Annotated in this window: 18 protein-coding genes and 1 riboswitch; of the genes, 3 read left to right on the forward strand and 15 right to left on the reverse strand. The window is 33.5% G+C overall.

The genetic code is table 11. From position 1 onward, the window contains the following. Nucleotides 1-155: 155 nt before the first annotated feature. Together ACFVR2_RS17090 and ACFVR2_RS17095 are read left to right on the forward strand one after the other, a co-directional pair. Nucleotides 156-1,727, forward strand: a complete 1,572-nt coding sequence (locus tag ACFVR2_RS17090) for a catalase (RefSeq protein ID WP_387364175.1) — start codon at nucleotides 156-158, stop codon at nucleotides 1,725-1,727. A gap of 207 nt (nucleotides 1,728-1,934) precedes the next feature. After that, nucleotides 1,935-2,369: an SRPBCC domain-containing protein gene (locus ACFVR2_RS17095; RefSeq protein ID WP_387364178.1), complete on the forward strand. Its 435-nt coding sequence runs from the start codon at nucleotides 1,935-1,937 to the stop codon at nucleotides 2,367-2,369. Between the two features lie 466 nt (nucleotides 2,370-2,835). On the opposite strand, the gene pbfA is transcribed toward ACFVR2_RS17095, so the two are convergent. The 6 genes from pbfA to ACFVR2_RS17125 are packed head-to-tail and all read right to left on the reverse strand — an operon-like array spanning nucleotide 2,836 to nucleotide 9,510. Further along, the gene (gene pbfA, locus ACFVR2_RS17100; protein ID WP_387364181.1) at nucleotides 2,836-4,188 is read right to left on the reverse strand and encodes a (R)-1-hydroxy-2-aminoethylphosphonate ammonia-lyase; all 1,353 of its coding nucleotides are present in this window, start codon (nucleotides 4,186-4,188) and stop codon (nucleotides 2,836-2,838) included. Further along, on the reverse strand, nucleotides 4,182-4,994 hold the full coding sequence (gene phnX, locus ACFVR2_RS17105) for a phosphonoacetaldehyde hydrolase (protein WP_387364184.1): 813 nt from the start codon (nucleotides 4,992-4,994) through the stop codon (nucleotides 4,182-4,184). Before phnX ends, pbfA begins: the two co-directional genes overlap by 7 nt. Beyond that, entirely contained in the window at nucleotides 4,991-6,085 is a 1,095-nt protein-coding gene (locus ACFVR2_RS17110; RefSeq protein ID WP_387364187.1) for a 2-aminoethylphosphonate--pyruvate transaminase, read from the reverse strand. The genes phnX and ACFVR2_RS17110 overlap by 4 nt, the downstream gene beginning before the upstream one ends. Before the next feature lie 21 nt (nucleotides 6,086-6,106). Next, the gene (locus ACFVR2_RS17115) at nucleotides 6,107-7,099 is read right to left on the reverse strand and encodes an extracellular solute-binding protein (protein WP_387364190.1); all 993 of its coding nucleotides are present in this window, start codon (nucleotides 7,097-7,099) and stop codon (nucleotides 6,107-6,109) included. Nucleotides 7,100-7,139: 40 nt separating this feature from the next. Continuing rightward, nucleotides 7,140-8,765 (reverse strand): ABC transporter permease subunit, encoded by a 1,626-nt coding sequence (locus ACFVR2_RS17120; RefSeq protein ID WP_387364193.1) that lies wholly within the window; start codon nucleotides 8,763-8,765, stop codon nucleotides 7,140-7,142. Beyond that, on the reverse strand, nucleotides 8,758-9,510 hold the full coding sequence (locus ACFVR2_RS17125) for an ABC transporter ATP-binding protein (RefSeq protein ID WP_387364196.1): 753 nt from the start codon (nucleotides 9,508-9,510) through the stop codon (nucleotides 8,758-8,760). Before ACFVR2_RS17125 ends, ACFVR2_RS17120 begins: the two co-directional genes overlap by 8 nt. Before the next feature lie 224 nt (nucleotides 9,511-9,734). Here ACFVR2_RS17125 and ACFVR2_RS17130 point away from each other — a divergent pair, with 224 nt between their 5' ends. Beyond that, complete coding sequence (locus ACFVR2_RS17130; protein ID WP_387364199.1) at nucleotides 9,735-10,496, forward strand: DeoR/GlpR family DNA-binding transcription regulator; 762 nt, start codon at nucleotides 9,735-9,737, stop codon at nucleotides 10,494-10,496. A 503-nt stretch (nucleotides 10,497-10,999) separates the two neighbouring features. Here ACFVR2_RS17130 and ACFVR2_RS17135 read toward each other — a convergent pair. From ACFVR2_RS17135 to ACFVR2_RS17175, 9 genes are all read right to left on the reverse strand, one after another. Continuing rightward, entirely contained in the window at nucleotides 11,000-11,755 is a 756-nt protein-coding gene (locus ACFVR2_RS17135; RefSeq protein WP_387364202.1) for a WD40/YVTN/BNR-like repeat-containing protein, read from the reverse strand. Next, entirely contained in the window at nucleotides 11,752-12,219 is a 468-nt protein-coding gene (locus ACFVR2_RS17140; protein ID WP_335408566.1) for a flavodoxin, read from the reverse strand. The genes ACFVR2_RS17135 and ACFVR2_RS17140 overlap by 4 nt, the downstream gene beginning before the upstream one ends. Before the next feature lie 41 nt (nucleotides 12,220-12,260). Continuing rightward, nucleotides 12,261-12,656, reverse strand: coding sequence for a hypothetical protein (locus ACFVR2_RS17145; protein WP_387364205.1), 396 nt, complete (start codon nucleotides 12,654-12,656; stop codon nucleotides 12,261-12,263). A gap of 626 nt (nucleotides 12,657-13,282) precedes the next feature. After that, nucleotides 13,283-14,008, reverse strand: coding sequence for an ECF transporter S component (locus ACFVR2_RS17150; RefSeq protein WP_387364208.1), 726 nt, complete (start codon nucleotides 14,006-14,008; stop codon nucleotides 13,283-13,285). After that, the gene (locus tag ACFVR2_RS17155) at nucleotides 13,987-15,660 is read right to left on the reverse strand and encodes an ABC transporter ATP-binding protein (RefSeq protein ID WP_387364211.1); all 1,674 of its coding nucleotides are present in this window, start codon (nucleotides 15,658-15,660) and stop codon (nucleotides 13,987-13,989) included. Before ACFVR2_RS17155 ends, ACFVR2_RS17150 begins: the two co-directional genes overlap by 22 nt. Continuing rightward, complete coding sequence (locus ACFVR2_RS17160; protein WP_387364214.1) at nucleotides 15,633-16,523, reverse strand: energy-coupling factor transporter transmembrane component T; 891 nt, start codon at nucleotides 16,521-16,523, stop codon at nucleotides 15,633-15,635. Before ACFVR2_RS17160 ends, ACFVR2_RS17155 begins: the two co-directional genes overlap by 28 nt. Beyond that, nucleotides 16,520-17,404 carry a DUF4430 domain-containing protein gene (locus tag ACFVR2_RS17165; RefSeq protein ID WP_387364217.1) on the reverse strand — a complete coding sequence of 295 codons (885 nt, stop codon included), beginning with the start codon at nucleotides 17,402-17,404 and terminating at the stop codon, nucleotides 16,520-16,522. Before ACFVR2_RS17165 ends, ACFVR2_RS17160 begins: the two co-directional genes overlap by 4 nt. A 94-nt stretch (nucleotides 17,405-17,498) precedes the next feature. Continuing rightward, nucleotides 17,499-19,817 (reverse strand): Ig-like domain-containing protein, encoded by a 2,319-nt coding sequence (locus tag ACFVR2_RS17170; protein WP_387364220.1) that lies wholly within the window; start codon nucleotides 19,815-19,817, stop codon nucleotides 17,499-17,501. Nucleotides 19,818-20,175: 358 nt separating this feature from the next. After that, nucleotides 20,176-20,373: riboswitch (cobalamin riboswitch) on the reverse strand. Nucleotides 20,374-20,432: 59 nt separating this feature from the next. Further along, nucleotides 20,433-22,169, reverse strand: a 1,737-nt coding sequence (locus ACFVR2_RS17175) for an Ig-like domain-containing protein (protein ID WP_387364223.1), incomplete at its 5' end; no start/stop codon positions are given.

The following is a 22,169-nucleotide window of genomic DNA, read 5'->3' on the forward strand; positions in this document are numbered from 1 at the left end:
CATATTGAATCAATGTTTCAAAATTAGTCATGAGATGTATCCAAATTGTAAACTTTTCAATTGTACTGATCCGTTACACCCTACAGGAAAAATTTGCATATGCTTCCATTTTTTTGGACATTCTAAATTTTGTATTTTTATGAATGGAGGCAATTATGGATAATCAAGCGAACAATGAAGAAATATTGACGAATCGGCAAGGCCATCCAGTAACGGATAATCAAAATGTAAGAACCGTTGGTAATCGGGGACCAACAACTTTAGAAAACTATGACTTTCTTGAAAAAATCTCTCATTTTGATCGTGAACGAATTCCAGAACGTGTTGTGCATGCACGTGGAGCCGGTGCACAAGGATATTTCGAAGCCTATGGAAAAGTAGGCGATCACGCAATTTCTAAATATACTAGAGCAAAATTATTTCAAGAAAAGGGGAAAAAAACACCTGTGTATGTTCGATTTTCCACAGTAGTAGGTGGTGGACATTCCCCTGAAACTTTACGTGATCCGCGTGGCTTTGCTACAAAGTTTTATACTGAAGATGGAAATTGGGATTTAGTCGGTAATAATTTAAAAATCTTTTTTATTCGTGATCCTTTGAAATTTCCAGATATGGTTCACTCTTTTAAACCAGATCCAGTAACAAATCTTCCTGATCCCGAAAGAATGTTTGACTTTCTTCATCTAACACCAGAATCCACTCATATGGTAACTTTTCTCTTTTCACCATGGGGAATTCCAGCTAACTATCGACAAATGCAAGGGTCCGGTGTTAATACATATAAGTGGGTAAACAAAGATGGCGAGGCAGTTCTTATTAAATACCACTGGGAACCTCTTAAACAAGGAATAAAAAATCTATCACAACATGAAGCAGATGAAATCCAATCTACAAATTATAATCATGCAACTCAAGACCTTTACGAGGCTATTAAGAAAGGCGATTATCCAGAATGGGAATTATGTGTACAGATCATGAGTGATGATGAGCATCCCGAGCTTGATTTTGATCCACTTGACCCTACAAAACTATGGGATCCAGAAAAGTTTCCTTTTTTACCCGTTGGAAAAATGGTTTTAAACAAAAATCCGGAAAACTATTTTGCAGAAGTTGAACAAATTGCATTTGGGACAGGTGTAATAGTTGATGGACTTGATTTTTCAGATGATAAATTACTTCAGGGTCGTACTTTTTCGTACTCAGATACACAACGATATCGAGTTGGAACAAATTACTTACAACTACCAGTTAATTCACCAAAAAATCATGTAGCAACAAATCAACGTGATGGACAAATGGAATATAAAGTTGACGCCGCACCAGGTCAAAACCCACATGTGAACTATGAACCTTCATCACTAGGTGGATTAAAAGAAGCACCAAAGACTGGAAAAGATCATGAACCTGGGTACAATAATAAGTTAGTACGACAAAAAATTGACCGACCTAACGACTTTATCCAAGCTGGAAATACTTACCGTGCTTTCGACGAAACTGAAAAAAGTGAACTAATTTCAAATTTAGTAGATGCACTAAAAGTATGTAAGCCTCATATTCAAGAAACGATGGTTGGTTATTTTACAAAAGCTGATGAAGAATACGGACGCAGAGTACGCGAAGGTTTAGAAAAAGCGAATAGTAATCGAACTGAACACACTGGTACGGAAGCAGCTGATGTCGCGTCTGACAAAGCCAAAAATATGGGGCATGAATCGGATCGATATTAAACGTATAAATTGGGATAGGCAGTCGCCTATCCTTTTTAGCGTAATAGTTTATTTTCAAAAATACGAACAAAATATTAGAAATAGGTAAAAGGTTATTATCTGAATATTACGACTCAATATTCACAATTAAAAGATAACAGTTTAAAATAAGTTTGTAAGGACAATGATGATACATATGAAATTAATTGAGAGTGGGCTGATACTTAAATGAATAATGTGACTAAGTTTAATATTTTCAAACCAGCAAAAGACATATTTGAGGCATTTGTTGATCCAACTAAAATAGGTAACTTTTGGTTTTCTTCTAGCTCTGAACGATGGGAAGAAGGAAAAGTCATTACTTTAAAATATGATCTTTACAATGCAGAAGGCAAAATAAAGATCATCGAAGTTGAGGAAAATAAGAAGATTGTGTTTGCTTGGGGACCTACAGAAGAAGGAAATATCGTAACGATTACATTAAATGAACAGGATCAAAATAACACAATTATTGAAGTGGTGGAAGAAGGCTTTAATGAAAGCAGCCCAGAATATGTTCATCATTTAATCGATAATAAAGAAGGCTGGGTATTTATGTTAAGCTGTTTAAAATGTTATTTAGAATTTGGTGTAACTAAGTTAAGAGGCGGATTAGTGAAATAATTTTAAATTAATACGGTATTCTATGGGGGTGTCTCATGAGTTAGGTTAACCGACTCTTGGGTGCCTCCTTTTACTGTATAAACTTTTAAATAGAATGTAAGTTGATATACGTTGTGGAGGTATTTCAGCTGCGATATGCGGTTCCTTGGAATTTAATTGCAGTTTTGCTAATTTTATTTGCGATTCTCGGATTTTAATTGCAGTATTGCTGTTTTTATTTACGATTCCCGGATTTTATTTGCAGTTCGCTGTTTATTTGCATCATTTCACCATTTATTTGCACTGATGGAGTCATTATTTGCAGTTCTATTAAACTTATTTGCAGCTCATAAATTATTTACGATAACTCATCAATTATTTACGATTCTCAGACTTGATTTGTCACTACTCTTTTTTGTTTTGTAAACTCCCATCAAAAAAAGTGTAGCTAATCTCATTAATAGAATATTAGCTACACTTATACAATTTAACTAAATTTTTTCAACCCTTCTTCAAGAAGCCCCACAGCAAACTCTAACTCATTTTTTGTAACAATTAAAGGTGGATGCAAAGTGATGCAATTGCCCCCCGATAGCTTAAATGAAAGCCCATTACTTAAACAGAAATAAAGAATTTTTTCGGCTAATTCATCATTCTTTTCTTTTGAATCACGTGACTTAACTAACTCAATAGAGATTAACAATCCGGCAACTCGAATATCACCAATCTTCTCATACTGATCATATAGTTCAACTAGCTTTGTTTTTACAAATTCGGATTGTACTCGGCAATTCTCCTCCAAGTTGTAGTCGTCTATATACTCAATCGTTGAACAAATCGCTGCACAGCCTAATGCTGGTTTCTCATGTGTATAATGACCAAGTGATGTTTCTTTGGCAACATCGTATTTTGAACGAGTTAGTACAGCCGCTTGAGGTATAACTGCTCCACCTAGACCTTTTCCAAGAACTAAAATGTCAGGCTCGATTTCAAAGTTTTGATGAACATAAAATGCTCCACTTCTCATTAAGGCTGTCGGTACTTCATCAAATATTAATAGGATGCCATGTTGGTCACATATTTCTCTTAGTCTCTTAAAATAAGACTTTGGCGGGATATGTGTATCAGTTGCTCGAATTGGTTCTAATAGAATTGCGCCAACTTCGCCTTCATGCTCAATCATATATTCAATATGGTCTAGGCAAAAATTCGCTACTTCTTCATGTGAATCACTTTTTAATAGATTACGATATCCATTAAAAGGAATTGCTTTTAATGTACCAGGCATGAGTGGACCCATATCTTTTTTAAAGACATATTCTCCCCCAACTGAAATTGCATCTAATCCAGCACCATGGAACGATTCCCACATCGAGATGACTTTATGACGCCCAGTTACTTTTCGCGCAATTTTAAGAGCTAATCCGACAGCTGCACTTCCAGATGGAGTAAATAGAACCTTGTAATCTTTTGAGGTTGTTTTATTTACTAATGCGTTAGCTGCTTTAATGACAATCTCAGATGTAAACCTTCTTGGAATAAATGGAAGTTCATCAACTTGTCTTTTGATTGCATCAACTACATATGGATTTTTATAGCCAACTTGATGTGAACTATTTCCATGAAAATCTAAATATTTCTTTCCATTCACATCAATTAGATAACTTCCATTAGCATCGACTATTCCATTAAGACAAGGCGTAGACATTGATTGTCTTACAAAAACCCTCTCATCCTCTTGAATGACATCTCTACTAATTTGATTTAATTGATCCATCCATTCGGTCCGGAGAGGGCTTGAGTTAATATCGCCTTCTCTTTTCAAATGAGTATTTAACATGTTACTTTCTTACCTTCTACAATTAAATCATTAATTTTTTCAATTAACATAGGTAATTCACTCATCGATTTAATTGTGAAGTCTGCTCCATTATGTCTAAATGATTGTTCCGTTTTTGAAATGATTGCTTCTTTTTCACTATCTGTTAAGCTATTAAACTCTTCTAAACTAAGTCCCATTTCAGAACTTCCGATAACAACGCCGACAGACCAAACACCTGCATTAATCCCTTCTTTAATATCCGAAATTGTATCGCCTACTTTCACGACTTTCCATGGAGCTGTTAACTTTAATGCTTCCATGTTACGGTAAATCATATACGGATATGGTCTACCAAATGAATTTGTTTCATCAGGTGTAATATAGAAGTCTGGATAATAGCCTTTCGTCTCAGCATTTGGAACGACTACATCCATCATTTTATTTGTGTAGCCTGTTGTTGATCCTATTTTAAGACCTTTATTTCTTAATTCCTGCACTACTTCGATGACTCCAGGAATCGGATCTGCATAGTCAGATAGTGAAGCCATTAGAGCTGGCTCAAAGTTTGCATAAAGTATATTCACATCTTGTTCATTGAATGGTCTCTCATATTTCTCAATCCAAAGCTTAGAAATTCTAGGCATTGAAAGCATTTCACGAATATGGTCGATTTTTAACATCCCCATTGGTGCTCGAGCTTCTTCCATCGTTACTTCAATTCCTGCATTTTTAAAAATATCGATAAACACATTTACTGGCGCAAAACATCCGAAGTCTACTGTTGTACCTGCCCAATCTAAAATGATTCCTTCAACTTTATTCATTTTGTCACCACTCCCATATATTCTTCGATAATATTACATAAACTTTGGATGTCTTCTTCATAAATTTCTCCAATATTTCCTACACGGAATGTATCAGCATCAGTTAGCTTACCAGGATAGATAACATATCCTTTTTCCTTTATGAAGTAATAGAATTTTTCAAAGCTAAACTGTTCACTTGGAAATAAGAAGGTTGTAATAATTGGCGATTGGTTTTCCTCAGTAATATAAGCATGAATTCCAACTTCATTTAGTCTCTTTCTTAACAAGCAGTTATTATTTTGATAGCGAGAAAATCTAGCTGAAATGCCACCTTCTTCAACTAATTCATCAATCGCTTTTGAAAATGCTGCAACAACATGTGTTGGAGAAGTGAATCTCCATTTTCCATCCTTGTCCATTTCCTTCCATTGATCGAATAAATCTAAAGATAAACTTCGGGCAATTCCTTCACATTGTACAAGCTTATTTAGTTTTGCTATAACAAATCCAAATCCTGGTACACCTTGAATACATTTATTCGCACTACTAATTAGGTAGTCAATTTCCAGTTGTTGTACGTCAATTTCAATGCCACCAAAACTACTCATCGCATCAATAATTAGCGTTTTACTATATTCTTTTGAAAGTTCGGCCACCATTTCAATTGGATTTAGAATACCGGTTGTTGTTTCGCAATGAACCATTACGATGTGAGTAATGGTTTGGTCTTTTTCAATAATGTCCCTTAACTCTTCTTCCTTAGGTAGCTCATCATATGCAATGCTATATTGAACGAAATTAAGCCCAATATACTTAGCCATTTTTACTATTCGTTCACCATAAGCTCCGTTCGTTACAATTAATACTTTTTCATTTTTTGAGATTGTTGAACTAATAACTGATTCAACTGCAAACGTACCACTACCTTGCATTAAAACAACTGTATAATCTTCTTCTGATGCATTTGCTAACTCTAGAAGTTGATTTCTAATTTTTTGTGTAATGTCTTTATAATCTTGATCCCAAGTACATCGGTCGAAGAGCATTTCTTCTTTGACCGTACTTGTAGTAGTTAATGGACCTGGTGTTAGTAATTTATAGTTTTTCATAGCCTTTCATCCCCTTAGTAATCATTTTGCAGCATTAAAGAACTGTTGGTGCTCTTCTAATAATTTAACTGTTAATGGTTGACTAAATTTCATAGAATGAGCTGGTTTATGCTCGTCGCTAACAGTTTCTCCTTTGTATAAAGCAACTGGGTAATTTTTGATTAAATCTTTACGAGCATCTTTAATAATTACTTCCGTCATTTTCATCGCTAATTCATTTGATTTCTTATCTTTTTTAACAACTGCGACTGATTCAGTTAGTGAGAAGTTTCCTTCTATTGGATCTACATAGTCAATTGGTAAACCTGAATTTTTATCTAAAACTGCTTGGTGACGTAATCCGATACCCGCTGCAACTTCACCAGCTTCTACTTTCTTAATTGGACCTGAACCTGAGCTCTCTAAATGTGGACCACAGTTTGCGATTAAATCATGTAAAATTGTTTTACCTTCTACCTCACCATACTGTGTAATAATTGCTTGAATTAATAACCATCCAGTTGAAGAATCCATAATATTTGGAATTGATACTAAACCTTTAAATTCTGGTTTTGCTAAATCTTTAATTGAAGTCGGCATTGGTAAGCCTTTTTCTTTCATTACTTTTGTATTTACAAAGATTGATCCTGTATTAGCTAAAATTGGTGTATAGAATGAAGGGTATTTCTCAAGTGAGTTTGTTTTAAACGTTAAGTCTTCAAACATATTGTGTTTTTCTTGAGCACTATCTAAGAAATATGAACTCATCGTTACTAAGTTCGCTTCGATTTTGTCACCTTCTGCCATTAGTTTTCCACCTAATTCCGAAGTACCAAATGTTTGGAATACATATTTCCCTTCATAACCTGCTTTCTTTAAAGCAGTTTCCATTGATGTAATGGCTTCTTCATCACCATTCGTATAAATAACAACTTTTCCTGAGGCATTTGTTTTTGAACTATTACATGCAGTTAATGAGAAAACTAAACATAAGGCTAACAACGACAACATAATTCCTTTAAATTTCTTAAACATAAAATAACCCCACTTATTTTTATTTTTTATAAATGATTGATCATCCCTGAATAACACTTTTTCGTTGGAAGTAGTCACAGATAAATTTAACGATTAAATTCGTGAAAAAGATTAATAGAGATAATACAAATATTTCATCGTATTTTTGGAAATGCTGAAGCTCTTTAATTTTGCTTGCAACCAATGAAGTTTCAGCTGTTATTAAGAAAATGATCCCACTCACCGTTACCATTGAATTGATAAAGTAGTAACTAATCATTTCAAAAACTGTTGATTTAGAGTTTGGTAAGACAACTCTGTAAATTGTTTTAAACCATGAATCCCCCATTAATTCTCCAGTAGTCTCCCAAACCGGATTCATTTTTGATAATGAGTTTTTCGCTAATAAATATGGTGTAGTAAAGAAATGAACGATGTTGCAAAGAATGATAATTGCAAACGTTCCTTTTAAACTACTATTATTGAAAAATAGTAAATACGATAAACCTAAAACCATCCCTGGAACAGTATTTGTTAGCATCGAAATTAAATCAATAACTAACTTAGATTTACTTTTTATAGCTGTTCGCACATTTAATAGTGCCGAGCTATATGCAATAAAAGTTCCTAGTATTGCTGTTACAACTGAAACATATAACGAGTTTTTATAAACTCCTATTAAATCACTAGATTGAAAAGCATCTACGAAATGTTGTAGCGTAAAGGTTAATTTAAATGGATAACTAATAAAAAATGGAATGATAAACATTACTGCAAATACTGACAGGATTCCAACTAAAATGATTGTAGAAATAATCCCGAAACAAATATCTCTTACTTTATTGGAAATCATTTCAACGTTTGTAAACTTGTCATAATGAAAATTAAATTTTTCAAGATAGTTTAGTAATAAAACGCCAAATATAGCAGGAACTAGCATTAATACTGCAATAACTGCCCCATTATTAAAATTAGGAATCGATCCAAGCATAACCTGATATAACTGGGTAGCTACAACGTAATATGTACCACCCACTGAAGCTGGAATACCGTAATCTGTAAAGCTTAAAATAAAGGAAAGAACAAAAGCTCCACCAAGCGTTCCAAGTAATGGGCGAATAATTGTATTTTTGAAGCTTCTAAATGGACCGTCACCCATCAGTTCAGAAACAACCATAAATTTTTTATCAATATATTTAAAAGAATTATTAATTAATAGAAATGCTGCTGGTAATGTATAAATGACGTATCCAATTAGCAATCCATCAAACCCATAAATTTCAAATAGGTTTTTTCCTAGTAGTTTTGTTATTAAACCTTGTTGACCAAACGAATAAATGATTGCAAATCCATAAGTGATCGTTGGAAGCAACATTGGTATGAGAATAACGATTTTCATAAATCCTTTTAAAGGTTGAATCAATTTCGTACAGTTAATTGAATAGGCCAGAATAAAAGCTAAGACTGTACTGATACAAGCTGTAATCGTAGAAACTTTTATGCTATTTCCAATTGCTTGTATTAAGGTTTTGTCTGACAAGATTGTTAAATAGTTATTTATCCCAAAACCATGATCCGTTTCGAACGACCGATAAAATAATATGATTAATGGTAGTAATAGAAATGAGACAAATAATAGTAATATTGCTAAGTAAATAACTCGCATTTCCGGTTTTACTTTATGCATACTTCTCACCAAATAAGTTGTAAATATTATGTCTCTTAATTTGAAGCTGCTTTAATATAAACTCTTCAACAAATCGATTACTTGGTTGGTTTATGATTTCACTTGGCGTTCCAAATTGTGAAATTTCACCTTCATTAATAATTAAAATCTTATCTGATAAAGTTAAAGCTTCTTCTGGATCATGTGTAACGATAACTGTAGTTAGTTTAAATTCTCTTGCGATCGATTTAATTCGTTCTTTAATTGATTCTTTTATGACACCATCTAGTGCACTTAACGGTTCATCTAATAGTAAAATTTTTGGCTTCGTTACTAATGTTCTAGCAAGTGCTACCCTTTGTTTCTGACCTCCGGATAGCTCTCCTATTTTCTTATTTAAATGAGGCTTTAATTCTAAGAAGTCAATATATTCCTGTAATTCTTGATCCGATACAAGACCTTTCTTATTTCTTAATCCATATACAATGTTTTCATAAGAATTTAAGTTAGGAAAAAGTGCATAATCTTGGAAAACGATATTGAATCCTCTATTTTTCATTGGTGTTTTCGTAATATCTACATCATTGAATATTATTTGACCTTGATCCATTTGCGTTAGACCTAGAATTAGATTTAATAAAGTTGTTTTTCCACTTCCACTTGGACCTAATAATGAGACGATTTCTCCAGTTTTAATTTCAAGATTTATATCTGTTAATACGACTTTTTTATCAAACTGCTTGCTAACGTTTTGTAGTTTGAGCAAACTGTCCACCCCCTTAAGTACAACCTTAGTATAAAATTCATATGTAAATCCAATTAGCCTTTCAAGTAAATAATATGTAAATTATGAGTAACTTTTGCACAACTTATGCATATATTTACATTTAATTAACCAAACATTTGCATTACTACTATTGAAAATCTGCATTCTTTTCATTAAACTGTAAGCAAATATTATTTATTATTAAATACTGAATGGGTGAGGTTATGTTTCCACTTGAAAGACAAAATAAAATAATCGATTTATTAAAATCAAATAATGTTTTAAAAATAACTGAGCTAACTGAAGCTCTAAATATATCTACTGATACGTTACGAAGAGATTTAAATCTACTTGAAAAACAAGGCAAAATAGAGAAAATATATGGTGGTGCAAAAATAGCTGAATCGAAGTTTTTTGAATCATCAATGGAAGAAAGAATGGTAAGTCACTTAGAGGAAAAAGAAAAGATTGCAAAGAAATGCACTGAACATATTGAAGATGGAGATTGTATCTATTTAGATAGTGGCTCTACTACACTCCAAATTGCAAAATATATTAAAGATAAAAAGAATTTAACAGTCGTTACGAATTCAATCCCAATCATCAATGAGCTAATGAATAGCTCAATTGAATTGATCATAATCGGTGGTAAAATTAGACGAAATGAACAATCGGTTGTTACGTACGATTACTTATTTAATTTTAATGAATTAAATATTCTAAAGACGTTTATATGCGCGAGTGGAATTACAATTGAAAAAGGGATTTCCGATTATAATTTAGAAGAGGCTATTACAAGGAAGAAAATAATTGAGTTATCCAACCTTAATTATGTAGCAGCAGACAGCACAAAATTCGGTAAGAACGTCACTGTTCATATAGCATCGCTTGAAAAAATTGATTATATCATTACGGATTCTCATATTAATAAAAGTTTTATTTCTAAATTTAATAAGACAAATACAAATCTGGTAATTGCAGAATAGATAAAAGCAGGAGGGTTCCCAATTTTAAGGGAGCCCTCCTGCTTTCATTTATACGGTAAGTAGTGTTGAAATCAGGGAGAGCTGCAAATAAGTCGTAGAAAAGTGCAAATAAACAGCTGGGTGCAATTAAATTCCGAGAATCGCAATTAAAAATGGCAAAACTGCAATTATGACCTAAAACTTATAGAAATTAGGTACTTTCAAAAATAGAAAACTGCCAAATTGCTCTAATTCTTTCTATATCCAATAAAAAATTGATAAAACCCGCTAATTATCAATAACCTTCAGATCTTAATAAACTGTTCAAATAAAAAAAGGCTTCCATATGTCAGCCTCTGTGACCGATGGAACCCCCATATTCTACCCTTATCAGCATACTCTCTTAGAATCTTTCTCAAAAAATCTAGTTTCATATTGTCCAGCTACGATGTAATTTTCATTTTCATTGCAGATTCTCCAGCCATGACCTTTTACGTAATCGCACGGAACAATTAATTGATTTTCTAAGTATACCCTTGAAACGGTGCTATAGCCTGAATCATTTTGACTGGAGGTTGTGTACACGATTCATGCGCACTAATATCTAAATAACTTCCATTGCTTTTTGTACTGTAGCATTGATTCCAAAGACAATTTTCTTGGTAAAGACTTTTGATAGGTAAGTATTCTACAACTCCATCTCTTCCCCTACATGAGCCACTAACCGTAACGAATAGTCCATTATTTACTAGCATCGATGAAATCATTTTATCAGACTCTGCTTTCACTCTGATGAATTTATATGTGCGTAAGTCTAACATCCAAATTCCACCATCAGTTGGATGAATTTTTGTACCAATGAATAGCATACTTCCATGTAAGCATAAAGAACGTATAGAAGGTGGCTTACTTACTTTAAATGGAGAAATGATTTTCCAAGTTTCACCAAAGTTTGTTGATATGTAAATTACGTTATCTCCATGTGCTATGACAAGTCCGTTTGATTTACAGCATACACTCCACACACTTGCTTTAGTAGGAAACTGCTTGATATTCCAGTCTTTACCTTCATTAAGGCTCTTAATAAACAGCCCGTTATCTCCAACACCATATACAATCCTTCCTACACATTTCAGATCACGAATTTGATTTTTTATTAATGGAAAGTTGAAAGTCCTGTTTCCTTCATAATCAATAATAATTCCATTATTTACGGTAGCTATAATCGTACTACCATTTTCAGTTCTTGTTACTGCTGTAGAACTGAACATGTTATTCATACAGTTCCCTCAAATTGATCTTCAAATTGGCTAATATAGTTAATGGCAAATGTAACACAACGCTCAATGTCTTCTTCTGTTTCCGGTGCTAATTCTACTTTTAATCCCTCCTCTATTATTTCAGCACCACATTCTTTTAATCTCTCTTCTAATAGATCTACTGCAGCGCAAAACTTAGGATAAGCATGATCACCAGACCCAAATACAGCAGCTTTTTTACCAGTTAAATTTAAGGTTTCAATGTCATCGTAAAAATCTTCAACTTCATATGGAAGCTCTCCGTCCCCCCATGTATAAGCCCCAAGTATGATTCCATCAAATTCTAATAATTTCTGGGTGTTGATATTTTCAATTTCTTTCATCTCTATATCATGGCCCATTGTATCTATACTAGATTTAATTAACTCAGCTATTTCCTCTGTGTTACCTGACATACTTGCAAAAGCGATTAAAATTTTAGCCATTCTTCTCTCTCCTCATTCATACGTTTATTTATGACAATTATTTAAACAGCATCTTTATTTGTGAAGAATTTGTTCTTTAATTCTTTTAAACTACGTAATTCATTCGCAATTGTAAGAAATGACTCTCGATCATTCACATCAAGTGCTTCGTTAATTTTAAAATTCAAATGATTTATTTTAAGATCTAGATCCCAGATGGAACAAAGTACACCGCTTTCGTATAAGCTTTCTATGTCTTCAACATGTAAATAAAATTCAAAATCATTGTTGTTATCAATCAAATAATGCCATCCTAAACAATCAACATATTTTCTCTCACATGACATCGTCCATAAATCACCCTCGCTAAATTCAATTACGTGTTGATGCTTTTGACCTGGACAACAACATGTTACTTGCTGATGAAATGGCTCTAAAATAATGAAATGTTTATCCATCAACTGCCTCCTTAATGGCTCTTTCATACTCATCCTGATTATTTATTTTAAATAAGAGAATCAATTATCACATGATATTGATAATCATTTTCAATTGTAATTTTATATGATAATGATTATCAGTGTCAATTATATTTTTTATTCTTTTTCTTAATGTCTGATTTCTATATCTGAATTTATAAGAAAAAACGAGGGTGTCCCAAAATACTTTTATGGGACACCCTCGTTTTTAAAATTCAAGTAGATTAATATACCTTACCCGTAAAAGGATCATGAGTTAGTATTTAAGCTGAATTTCGGAATTTACTTACTCATAAAGGAGTCATGAGTTAGTATAAGTGCAGATAAATGAGATTTACATACTCATAAATAGGTCATGAGTATGTATATAAGCGGAATTTTGGAATTTACTTACTCATAAGGGGGTCATGAGTAACTAAAAAAGCTAAAATACGAAATTTACTAACTCATAAATGATCTAGGATTAAAATCTGAAATAAGATCAGCTTTATCAAAAACAAATGAAAAGTGCAGCTGTGGTCCCCCTCCCCGCCACGTTCGAAATGCTCCTATAGTGTTATGATCCTGACTTTGAAGAAGTCCCTTCACCTAAAGACAAATAGTTTTTAACGACTTTCAACTAATCCATATTTCTTCTTAATTCGTTCTAATTTTTCAATCATCGGATTGGCAAGTAATGCTAAAAAAATCACTGTCGCTGCTGCGTGTCCTAAATCAAATGGGACTCCGGAAAGATACGTGGCTAGCAGTGCTTCCCATGTAGGATGTGCTGACCACATTAATAGAGCCCCTAGATTTATGAGTCCGCCATAGATAAAAAATGTTGATAGACCACCGAATAGACAGAGTATTAGTTTCTTCTTTGGTAATCTTCCGTTATGAAATAAAATGCCTGCGATGAAGCCAATTATGCCAAAACAAAACATTTGCCATGGTGTCCACGGACCTTGGCCGAAGAAGAAATTAGAAACAAATCCTGACATTGCACCGACTAAAAATCCGCTTTCAGCACCAAAGGTTACTCCGGCAATAATGACGATTGCAACAACTGGCTTAAATTGCGGAATCCAAAAAAATGCTGCTCTGCCAGCTACTGCGATGGCACACAGTACTGCAATAACGATTAGCTCTCTAGCTTGAGGACGGCGTCTTTCAAAAACCATTCCAAATGGGAGCATAGTATAGAAAATGATTAGAAGACTAATCAGATAATATTTTCGATCATTCAAAAAAATGATTCCTCCTGCAATTGTAAGTGGAATTGCAATCAAAATTAGGAGAGTGGCCAGAATTCTTCTTTTATTTGCCATTATTGCATTGCCATCTTGCATAATTCAATCACATCCTCATTTGTTATGGCATCTTTAAAGTAATGGCGAGATATGCGATTCGCTGCAGTAGTATAAAAACTATTTCCAGCAAAGAATTCTGTAGCCGTACTTTCTGAAATTAAATTTCCATCGAAGAATAGTCCACAACGTTCGGTGTATTTTGCACAAAACTCTACATCATGTGACACCATCAAAATCGTTACGCCTGTTTTAGTTAGTTGGTTTAAAATTGTAGCCAACTTTTCTTTAAAACAGTTGTCTAAGCCCTTGGTAGGCTCATCTAGTAATAGAATCTTAGGTTCTAATAATAATATTTTTGCTAGTGCTACGCGTTGTTGTTCTCCACCACTTAAATCAAAAGGGTGATTATTTAACAAATGCTCTATTTCAACTAAAGTAGAAACCTCTGAAATTTTCTTTTTTAATTCTTCTTCTCCTAATTTTCGGTCCTTTAAGATTGAAATTAAATCTAATTCTACAGTCTTTTTCACGAATAAGCTTTGTGGATTTTGTGGTAAGACACCTAAATTTTTGCGAAACAGTTCTTTATTATTGTATTTCGCAACGGGTTTACCATTTAGTAAAACTTTGCCACGATAAGGTATATTGATTCCTGCGATCACCGAAAGAGTCGTTGATTTTCCTGTTCCATTTCCACCCATTATGGCGTAAAATCTACCTCTCTCTATTTTAAGCGACAAACTTTTTAAAATATCAGTCCCGTTTTTTTCATATTTAAACCATACATCTTGCAATTCAATGATGTATTCATCACTTTTCCTTACACTCTTTTCATGATGAGTTTTTTCTTTTAATGTCCTATTGTTTAGTAATTGATCTAAAAAGTTTCTTCCGTCTCGAACTGTAACTGGACATTCATGATCATTTGGTAAGCTTGAATAAATTTGCATGGCACTTGGTAATGAGTTTATTAGATGGTTCTTTCCGCTTATTAAGCTCTCACAAACATTTACAGGAGAATCATGTATAATAACCTTGCCATTCTCCATAGCGATGACCTGATCGGCCATAGGAAATACTTCTTCTAAACGATGCTCGGTTAAAATAATCGTAACACCTAATTCATTATTTATTTTTTTTATTGCTTCCAAAAACTCAGCTGCAGCAATTGGATCTAATTGTGAGGTTGGCTCGTCAAGTATTAATACTTCAGGTTGCATTGCCATGACCGATGCTAAATTTAGCAGCTGCTTTTGACCACCCGATAGCTCACTTACATTTTTCATAAACCAATTTTGGATGCCAAAAAAGCTAGCCATCTCTGCTACTCTGAGTCGTATTGTTTGATTATCGATTCCTAGACTTTCTAATCCAAATGCTAATTCATGCCATACTTTATCAGTTACGATTTGATTATCGGGGTTTTGCGATACAAATCCTATTTTGCTCGCTACTGTTCGCAAATCGAGTGATTCAATTGGTTCATTCATAAAAAATATTTCACCAGAGCGATTTCCATGAGGCGTTATTATCGTTTTCAAATGTCGTAGTAATGTTGTTTTACCACAACCTGATTTTCCAATTATGACTGTAAAATCACCCCGGTTTATGTTAATCGAAACATCATCCAGCGCTTTATATTCTTTTTCTGGATAAGAAAAGGTTAGCTGTTTAATTTGATAGATTTCCATTTCATATCCTCCATAATGTTTAAGATCATTGGTGTGCATAAAAAAATCACGTATGCTAAATAAACAAAAATATTCAATACAGATAAAGGTTTTATTAAAATAGCAGGATAGTATTTAATAGAAGTAATTCCTTGATACGTTCCAATTAAAATAATTGTAGTACACGCAATAAAAACTGCTAATAAAATACGGTCTCTTTTTTCGAATTTAAAAATTGAGAATGCAGTACGACCTTTAAGCCCATAACCGCGAGATTTCATTGAGTCAGCTGTTTCGATTCCATTTTCTAATGCCCAAGTAATTAAAATTGATATGATATTAATACCATTCTTTATTCGATGATAAATATTACCGTTTGATGTAGATTTACCTATACATCTTTGTGCTTCAGTAATTTCTTTTATTCGCACTTTAAATCTAGGAACAAATCGTAATACCATCGAGAAAATTAATGATAAACTAGGCAGGATTCTTCCAAATAAATAGATAAATTTATCAGAAGTCATCACAGCGTTGTAGCAAGCAAACCAATTAATGACAGTAACAAGCATACATGCTACAGCAATACCATATAAAATCGATTCAAGTGTAATCGGATTCCCGTCATCAATATAATAAAGAATCGTCACACCTGCGTGACTAAACATTGGATTAATAATTGCCGCAATAACCATCGTTGGAAGCATCATAAAAAGATTAAATTTGACCGATTTGACACCGTTTAAATAAATTGAATAGATGACTGCCACTAATAGAGAAATGATTAATAGGGCCGGATGCAGAAAAAACATTGAAAAAATAATGACAGCTGTAAAATAAAACAAATTTATGAATGGATGGCACGATGAGAAAGCATCTTTCATTGATTCTCCACTCCTTCAACATACCCGCCTACATCACGTCCTAAATCACATGTATAAACCCACTCAATGACATCTCCATCTTTTAGTTCATAACGACTTGATCCGTAATTTGGAAACCAACCATTTACTTTGTACATCCAACCAGAAAGCTCACCGCAATCAAATTCATAAATATTATTTATTCCCTCGATATAAGCACTGTTGTATGCTGGATAAAATTCCATTTCCATTTGAATTTTGGATGCTCTCGTTTCTCGTTTCAATACATCTAGAACGCTTTCTCCCTGTGAAAATTCCACTGTCCTTTTTGCCATTATCACTCCATCTTTTGGCAAGACAGATAATTTATCTTGGTTAAATTTGTCCATATTATTTAAAATCGTATTGCAGAGGATAGAAATTGTAGCAGTTAATTTTTTTGCAGGAACAACGGTTGTATCTTCAGGTTCTACAGGCTTTGGTTTTTCCTTTGGTACTGGATCGGTTTGATATTTATCCTTTTTACCACTCGCTGGTTTTTTTGTAGTTACAACGTCTTTCTTTTGAGTCTCTTTCGGTGGAGCATTCGATTTCTTTTGTAATTTATCGGTACTATTTGATTTCTTTTCTTGAATTGGTGCTTTATTTACTTCCTTTTTTATTTCCTCTTTTTTAGGGCTTTCCTTTTGCTCTTGTTTGACTTCAGTATCTTGCTTTTTTTCAGGACTTTGTTTTTTTTCAGCACTTTGTTTGGCGTTATTCTCTTTTATTGTGCTAACAACTGATTGCGAAATTTCACCGTTTGGAGCTTGTTTCTTTCCCTCGGCGGAATCATCCTTTCCACACCCAATCAACAGTGTCGGCAAAAGAACTAGTAGTATGGAAACTAGCCACTTTTTCATCGCATTCTCCTCCTTTTAAGTATTGAAACGACCTCTATTAAACTAGTGGTCGTTTCAGCCTAAAATTTAACTATCGAGCTTGGCCGATAGATTATTATTTAACAGTTACAATCGTATTTGCACTTTTATTTCCAGCTCGATCTACTACATAGATTGTTAATTTCGTATTCTTTTTTTGTTTTGGAATTTTAATAGAGTAAGATCCAGACGATGATACCTTTGAAGTTCCTATCTTTTTAGAGCCTTGAAGTATATAAATCGTGCTATATCCTTCTGCTTTCCCAGTAACTATTGTTGTATTACTTGAAATACTCTTTACTGTCGGTTTAGCAGGTGCTTTTTTATCAATGTAAAATACGACAGTTCTTTTGTTTCCTTTTAAATCAGTTACTGTGATTGTATATTTAGCAGAAACTGAGTAAACTTTACCGGACGAATAAGGATAAGACTTTCCGTTAAGTGTATATGTTGCCTTTAAAATTCCAACATTATCGCTTATTTGGACGGTTTTATTTACTTTGTAATAAACATTATTTGTTACGCCTTTTATTGTTGGTAATGTTTTATCAGCCTTTATAACAGCAAGTCTTGCTTCAGCAGTAGTTAGTTTGGTAATACTTCCAACAAGTGCTTTTTGATTTGTGTCTAATGCGCTGTAGCTAATTCGCACTGCTTTAATCGCTGATTCACTTGTTAATCTTACAGATCCTGAGGCTGGTAAAGCTGCAATTTTATCTTTAACCGATTTTGCTGCATTTTTTAAGTTAGTAATCGTTTTTTCAGCTGTTACAAGTTTATTTAAAGCAGTAGAACTTACAAATCCTTTTTGTGCTACTGTTAATCCGTTATATGCTTTTCGAGCCGCTACAACTGCTGTTTCATTAGTAAGCTTTATTTGAGCAGGTAATGCGTTAATTTTTGTTTGCACTTCATTTGCCTTAGCTTGATTTTTTAATGTAATAATCGCATTTTCAGCTAAGACTAATTTGTTTAAAAGAGTAATTGATACTTTCTCTTTTTGAGTTTGTGTTAGTGCATTATATGCATTACGAGCTGAAACTACAGCAGCTTCATTTGCTAGAGTAATAGTAGTTGGTAGAGCGTTTATTTGGTTAATGACTGAATCTACTAATGTAGTCTCGTTTTTTAATGTTCTTATTACCTCTTCCGCATCTATTAATCGATCTTTTAGAGCTGATGCTATTAATTCTTTCTGAGCTAATACTAGTCCATCATAAGCCGCTCGAGCTGAAATAATCGCTGACTCATCTGAAAGTGTAATCGTAATTGGTAATGCATTAATTTGATTGGTGACAATCGTCACAGGAGCATCTGTCATTTTATAAAGACTATTCTCTCCCTTTAAAAATCTGTCATAAGATACAAGAGCGTAAGTCCCTTGATCTGTAGCCATTCCGTCTGCACTACCTTCTAAAACATGCTTGAATCCTCCACCGTCTACATAAAATCTAAGTAGTGCAGTTACTAAGTTTCCATTTTGTTTTACAAATCGACTGTCCGTTGCCGGATTTACACCTACTGCTGTTAAACCTACGATTACTTGTGCAATACTTTCGCTAGATGTAGAGCCCCAGGCAGTAAAGCCCCCATCTGAGTTTTGTAAATTTGAAATAGCCGTTAAAGCTCGATTAATTGCTCCGTCCACCTCGGGCATTGATTGGTATGGAGCCAACGCTTGCAATGCCATCGAAGTAATATCAGGATCAGGCGTTGTGCCATATAATGCAAATCCTCCAGCTTGATCAGTATCCTTTTTTACTTCTTTACTTAATAGATAGTTAATGTATTTTTCTCTTGTTGCTTGTTTTGTAGAATCCGCAATGATCGGAATCTTATATTGATTGGAATCAAATGCTATTAAGGCAAATATACCGCCATTAATCCCTTGACTAATTGTCTTGTTATAGTCAGCCAGGGGTATTAGCAAGTTGTAGCCACCTATATCAGTAGGGTCTTTCCCTAATGCACTAAGTGCCAGTATTAGCCTAGAATATTCCGTATTCTTTGCTGTAGACAACACACCGTTTGCTGACTTTACGGTATCGAGAATACGATTATAGTAATGAACAAAATATTGATTTGGCACATTATAATTACCTCTTGCTAGTGATAGTACTGACCATTCACCTGAAATTGTTCCAAAATTTGGCTCAGGAACTTTAGATACTATATAGCCTAAAGAATCGTTTATTTTGGTACTTATATCAACATTATTATTCGATTCATTTAGGTTCATTATTGAATTACTAGATTGTGTTTTGGCACTCTCGTATGTTGGTTTCCCTAAAACGATAGCATGTCCGCTTAAACTGTCTGCATGCACTGAATTAGCAGGAATAGAAACTGAAAAAGTAAAAATAATTGATAGTAATAGCCATGATATTTTTCTCATTTTTATACCATATCCTCTCTTCTTTTTCCAAAAAACTATTTTTATAGACTGCTCCTCTCTCCTTATCCTTAAGAAATTTCTAGTACTTTTTAGTGACGAAACTCTTTAGGCGAAGACATAGGAGTAGTTGCACTTATTCTTAGAACCTACTATTGGAAATTACATCGATTTCTCTTCTCCGCTGCCAATTATTATCTTCTAAATGTAAAAAAAGAGCCCTGCCTTATTGGCAAGACTCATAGTTATCCAAAAATTAAACTGCTCGGCAATATACATAAAGCCAGCACGTCGCAGCGTTCTTCTACTATAAGCATAAGAACTAAATTTTTCTGATAACAAAACTTCCCTCACTAAAAAGACTTGTATATGTAGAATGGCAGGTCTCCTGACTTAAGCTTCAAGCCTACTCCATTCATCTTCCCAGTTTCCCAGTGATTAGCGTGCTTATTGATCGCACCTTGAATGTTTCGTAGCTTTTACAGTAGATGTGAGCTGTTTTGGTTTTTCACCAAATTCCCTTTTAATGCAAATTGCAACCATTTACTACTTTTATTTTTCTATTAATATAGTGATTGTTTAAATTTAAAGTACCATCATTTCGAGGTCTTATAGATGTTATTTAACAGTTACTAGTGTAGCTGCACCCTTATTACCTGCGCGATCTACTACATAGATTGTTAGTTTCGTTCTTTTTTTCTGCTTTGGTATTTTAACAGAGTAAGTACCACTCGATGTTACATTTGCGTAACCAATTTTTTTTGAACCTTGATAAATATAAACCGTACTATTTGCTTCTGCTTTACCAGTAGCCTTTGTTGTACTACTCGTTATACTTTTTACTGTTGGTTTAATAGGTGGTTTATTATCAATATAAAAGACAATACTTCTTTTATTACCTTTTAAATCAGTCGCGATAATATTGTACTTACCAGATGCGGCGAATACTTTCCCTGAATAATAAGTGTATGGCTTACCATTATACGTTAGTTTTACATTTAACAGCCCAACATTATCACTTATTTGAATTGTTTTTTTCGTTCTATAATAATTATTATTCGAAATACCTTTTATGGTAGGCAATGTTTTATCTGCTTTTATTACCGCTAGTCTAGCTTCAGCTGAAGTAAGTCGAGCAATACTTCCTACTAGCGATTTTTGACTTGAGTCTAGAGAATTATAAGCTGTTCGTGCCGATTTTATCACTGATTCACTTGTCAATTTAATTTGAGATGTAGTTGGTAATGCAGCAATTTTAGCTTTCACAGCTTTTGCAGCATTTTTTAAATTCACAATTGTTTTTTCAGCTGATACAAGTTTGTTTAATACATTTGATATTACTAAATTCTTTTGAGCAGTTGTTAAACCGTTATACTCTTTACGAGCTGCTATTACTGCAGATTCGTTAACTAATTTAATTTGCGAAGGTAATGCATTGATTTTAGTTTGAACCGCATCTGCTTTTACTTGATCTTTTAATAATTTAATTTTATTTTCTGCTGCAATTAATTTATTTAAGACAGCTGTAGATACTTTTCCCTTTTGAACTTGTGTCAGCTCATCATATGCTTTACGAGCTGATACAACTGCTACTTCATTTGATAATGTAATTGTTGTCGGTAATGCGTTTATTTTGTTAATGACAGCGTCTACTATTGCAGCTTCGTTTTTTAACCTATTAATTTCTGATTCCGCTTCAACTAATTTATTTAATACAGTTTCTGTTACTTGCTCTTTTTGAGCTTGTGTTAATCCATCGTATGATTCACGCGCTGATGCTACAGCTGTTTCATCTGATAGAGTAATCGTTGTCGGTAATGCGTTTATTTTATTAATAACTAAATCAACTTTTCCTAATTCACCTTTTAGTCTATTAATTTCTGATTCCGCTGCAACTAATTTATTCAAGACAGTTTCTGCTATTTTTTCTTTTTGAGCTTGTGTTAAACTATCATATGCTTCACGAGCTGAAACTACTGCTGTTTCATCTGATATAGTAATTGTTGCTGGTAATGAGTTTATTTTATTTATTACTGCATCGACTTGTCCTGCTTCGTCTTTTAGACTATTAATTTTTGCTTCCGCTGCAACTAACTTATTCAATACAGCTTCTGTTACTTTTTCTTTTTGAGCTTGTGTTAGACCATCATATGCTTCACGAGCTGAAACTACTGCTGCTTCATCTGATAATGTAATTGTTGTCGGTAACTCATTTATTTTGTTTATTACTGAATCGATTAGTTTAGCTTCGTCTTTTAAACTATTAATTTCTGTTTCTGCTTCAACTAATTTATTCAATACAGCTTCCGTTACTTTCTCTTTTTGAGCTTGTGTTAGACCATCATATGCTTCACG

It is taken from the genome of Gottfriedia sp. NPDC057991, from assembly GCF_042886615.1.
Lineage (GTDB): Bacteria > Bacillota > Bacilli > Bacillales > Bacillaceae_G > Gottfriedia.

Coding starts and splice junctions, on each gene's coding strand:
- ACFVR2_RS17115 (WP_387364190.1), bottom strand. CDS start 7,099: ATGTTTAAGAAATTTAAAGGAATTATGTTGTCGTTGTTAGCCTTATGT.
- ACFVR2_RS17160 (WP_387364214.1), bottom strand. CDS start 16,523: ATGAAAGATGCTTTCTCATCGTGCCATCCATTCATAAATTTGTTTTAT.
- ACFVR2_RS17095 (WP_387364178.1), top strand. CDS start 1,935: ATGAATAATGTGACTAAGTTTAATATTTTCAAACCAGCAAAAGACATA.
- ACFVR2_RS17110 (WP_387364187.1), bottom strand. CDS start 6,085: ATGAAAAACTATAAATTACTAACACCAGGTCCATTAACTACTACAAGT.
- ACFVR2_RS17140 (WP_335408566.1), bottom strand. CDS start 12,219: ATGGCTAAAATTTTAATCGCTTTTGCAAGTATGTCAGGTAACACAGAG.
- ACFVR2_RS17135 (WP_387364202.1), bottom strand. CDS start 11,755: ATGAATAACATGTTCAGTTCTACAGCAGTAACAAGAACTGAAAATGGT.
- ACFVR2_RS17150 (WP_387364208.1), bottom strand. CDS start 14,008: ATGCAAGATGGCAATGCAATAATGGCAAATAAAAGAAGAATTCTGGCC.
- ACFVR2_RS17130 (WP_387364199.1), top strand. CDS start 9,735: ATGTTTCCACTTGAAAGACAAAATAAAATAATCGATTTATTAAAATCA.
- ACFVR2_RS17145 (WP_387364205.1), bottom strand. CDS start 12,656: ATGGATAAACATTTCATTATTTTAGAGCCATTTCATCAGCAAGTAACA.
- ACFVR2_RS17120 (WP_387364193.1), bottom strand. CDS start 8,765: ATGCATAAAGTAAAACCGGAAATGCGAGTTATTTACTTAGCAATATTA.
- ACFVR2_RS17170 (WP_387364220.1), bottom strand. CDS start 19,817: ATGAGAAAAATATCATGGCTATTACTATCAATTATTTTTACTTTTTCA.
- phnX (WP_387364184.1), bottom strand. CDS start 4,994: ATGAATAAAGTTGAAGGAATCATTTTAGATTGGGCAGGTACAACAGTA.
- ACFVR2_RS17165 (WP_387364217.1), bottom strand. CDS start 17,404: ATGAAAAAGTGGCTAGTTTCCATACTACTAGTTCTTTTGCCGACACTG.
- ACFVR2_RS17090 (WP_387364175.1), top strand. CDS start 156: ATGGATAATCAAGCGAACAATGAAGAAATATTGACGAATCGGCAAGGC.
- pbfA (WP_387364181.1), bottom strand. CDS start 4,188: ATGTTAAATACTCATTTGAAAAGAGAAGGCGATATTAACTCAAGCCCT.
- ACFVR2_RS17155 (WP_387364211.1), bottom strand. CDS start 15,660: ATGGAAATCTATCAAATTAAACAGCTAACCTTTTCTTATCCAGAAAAA.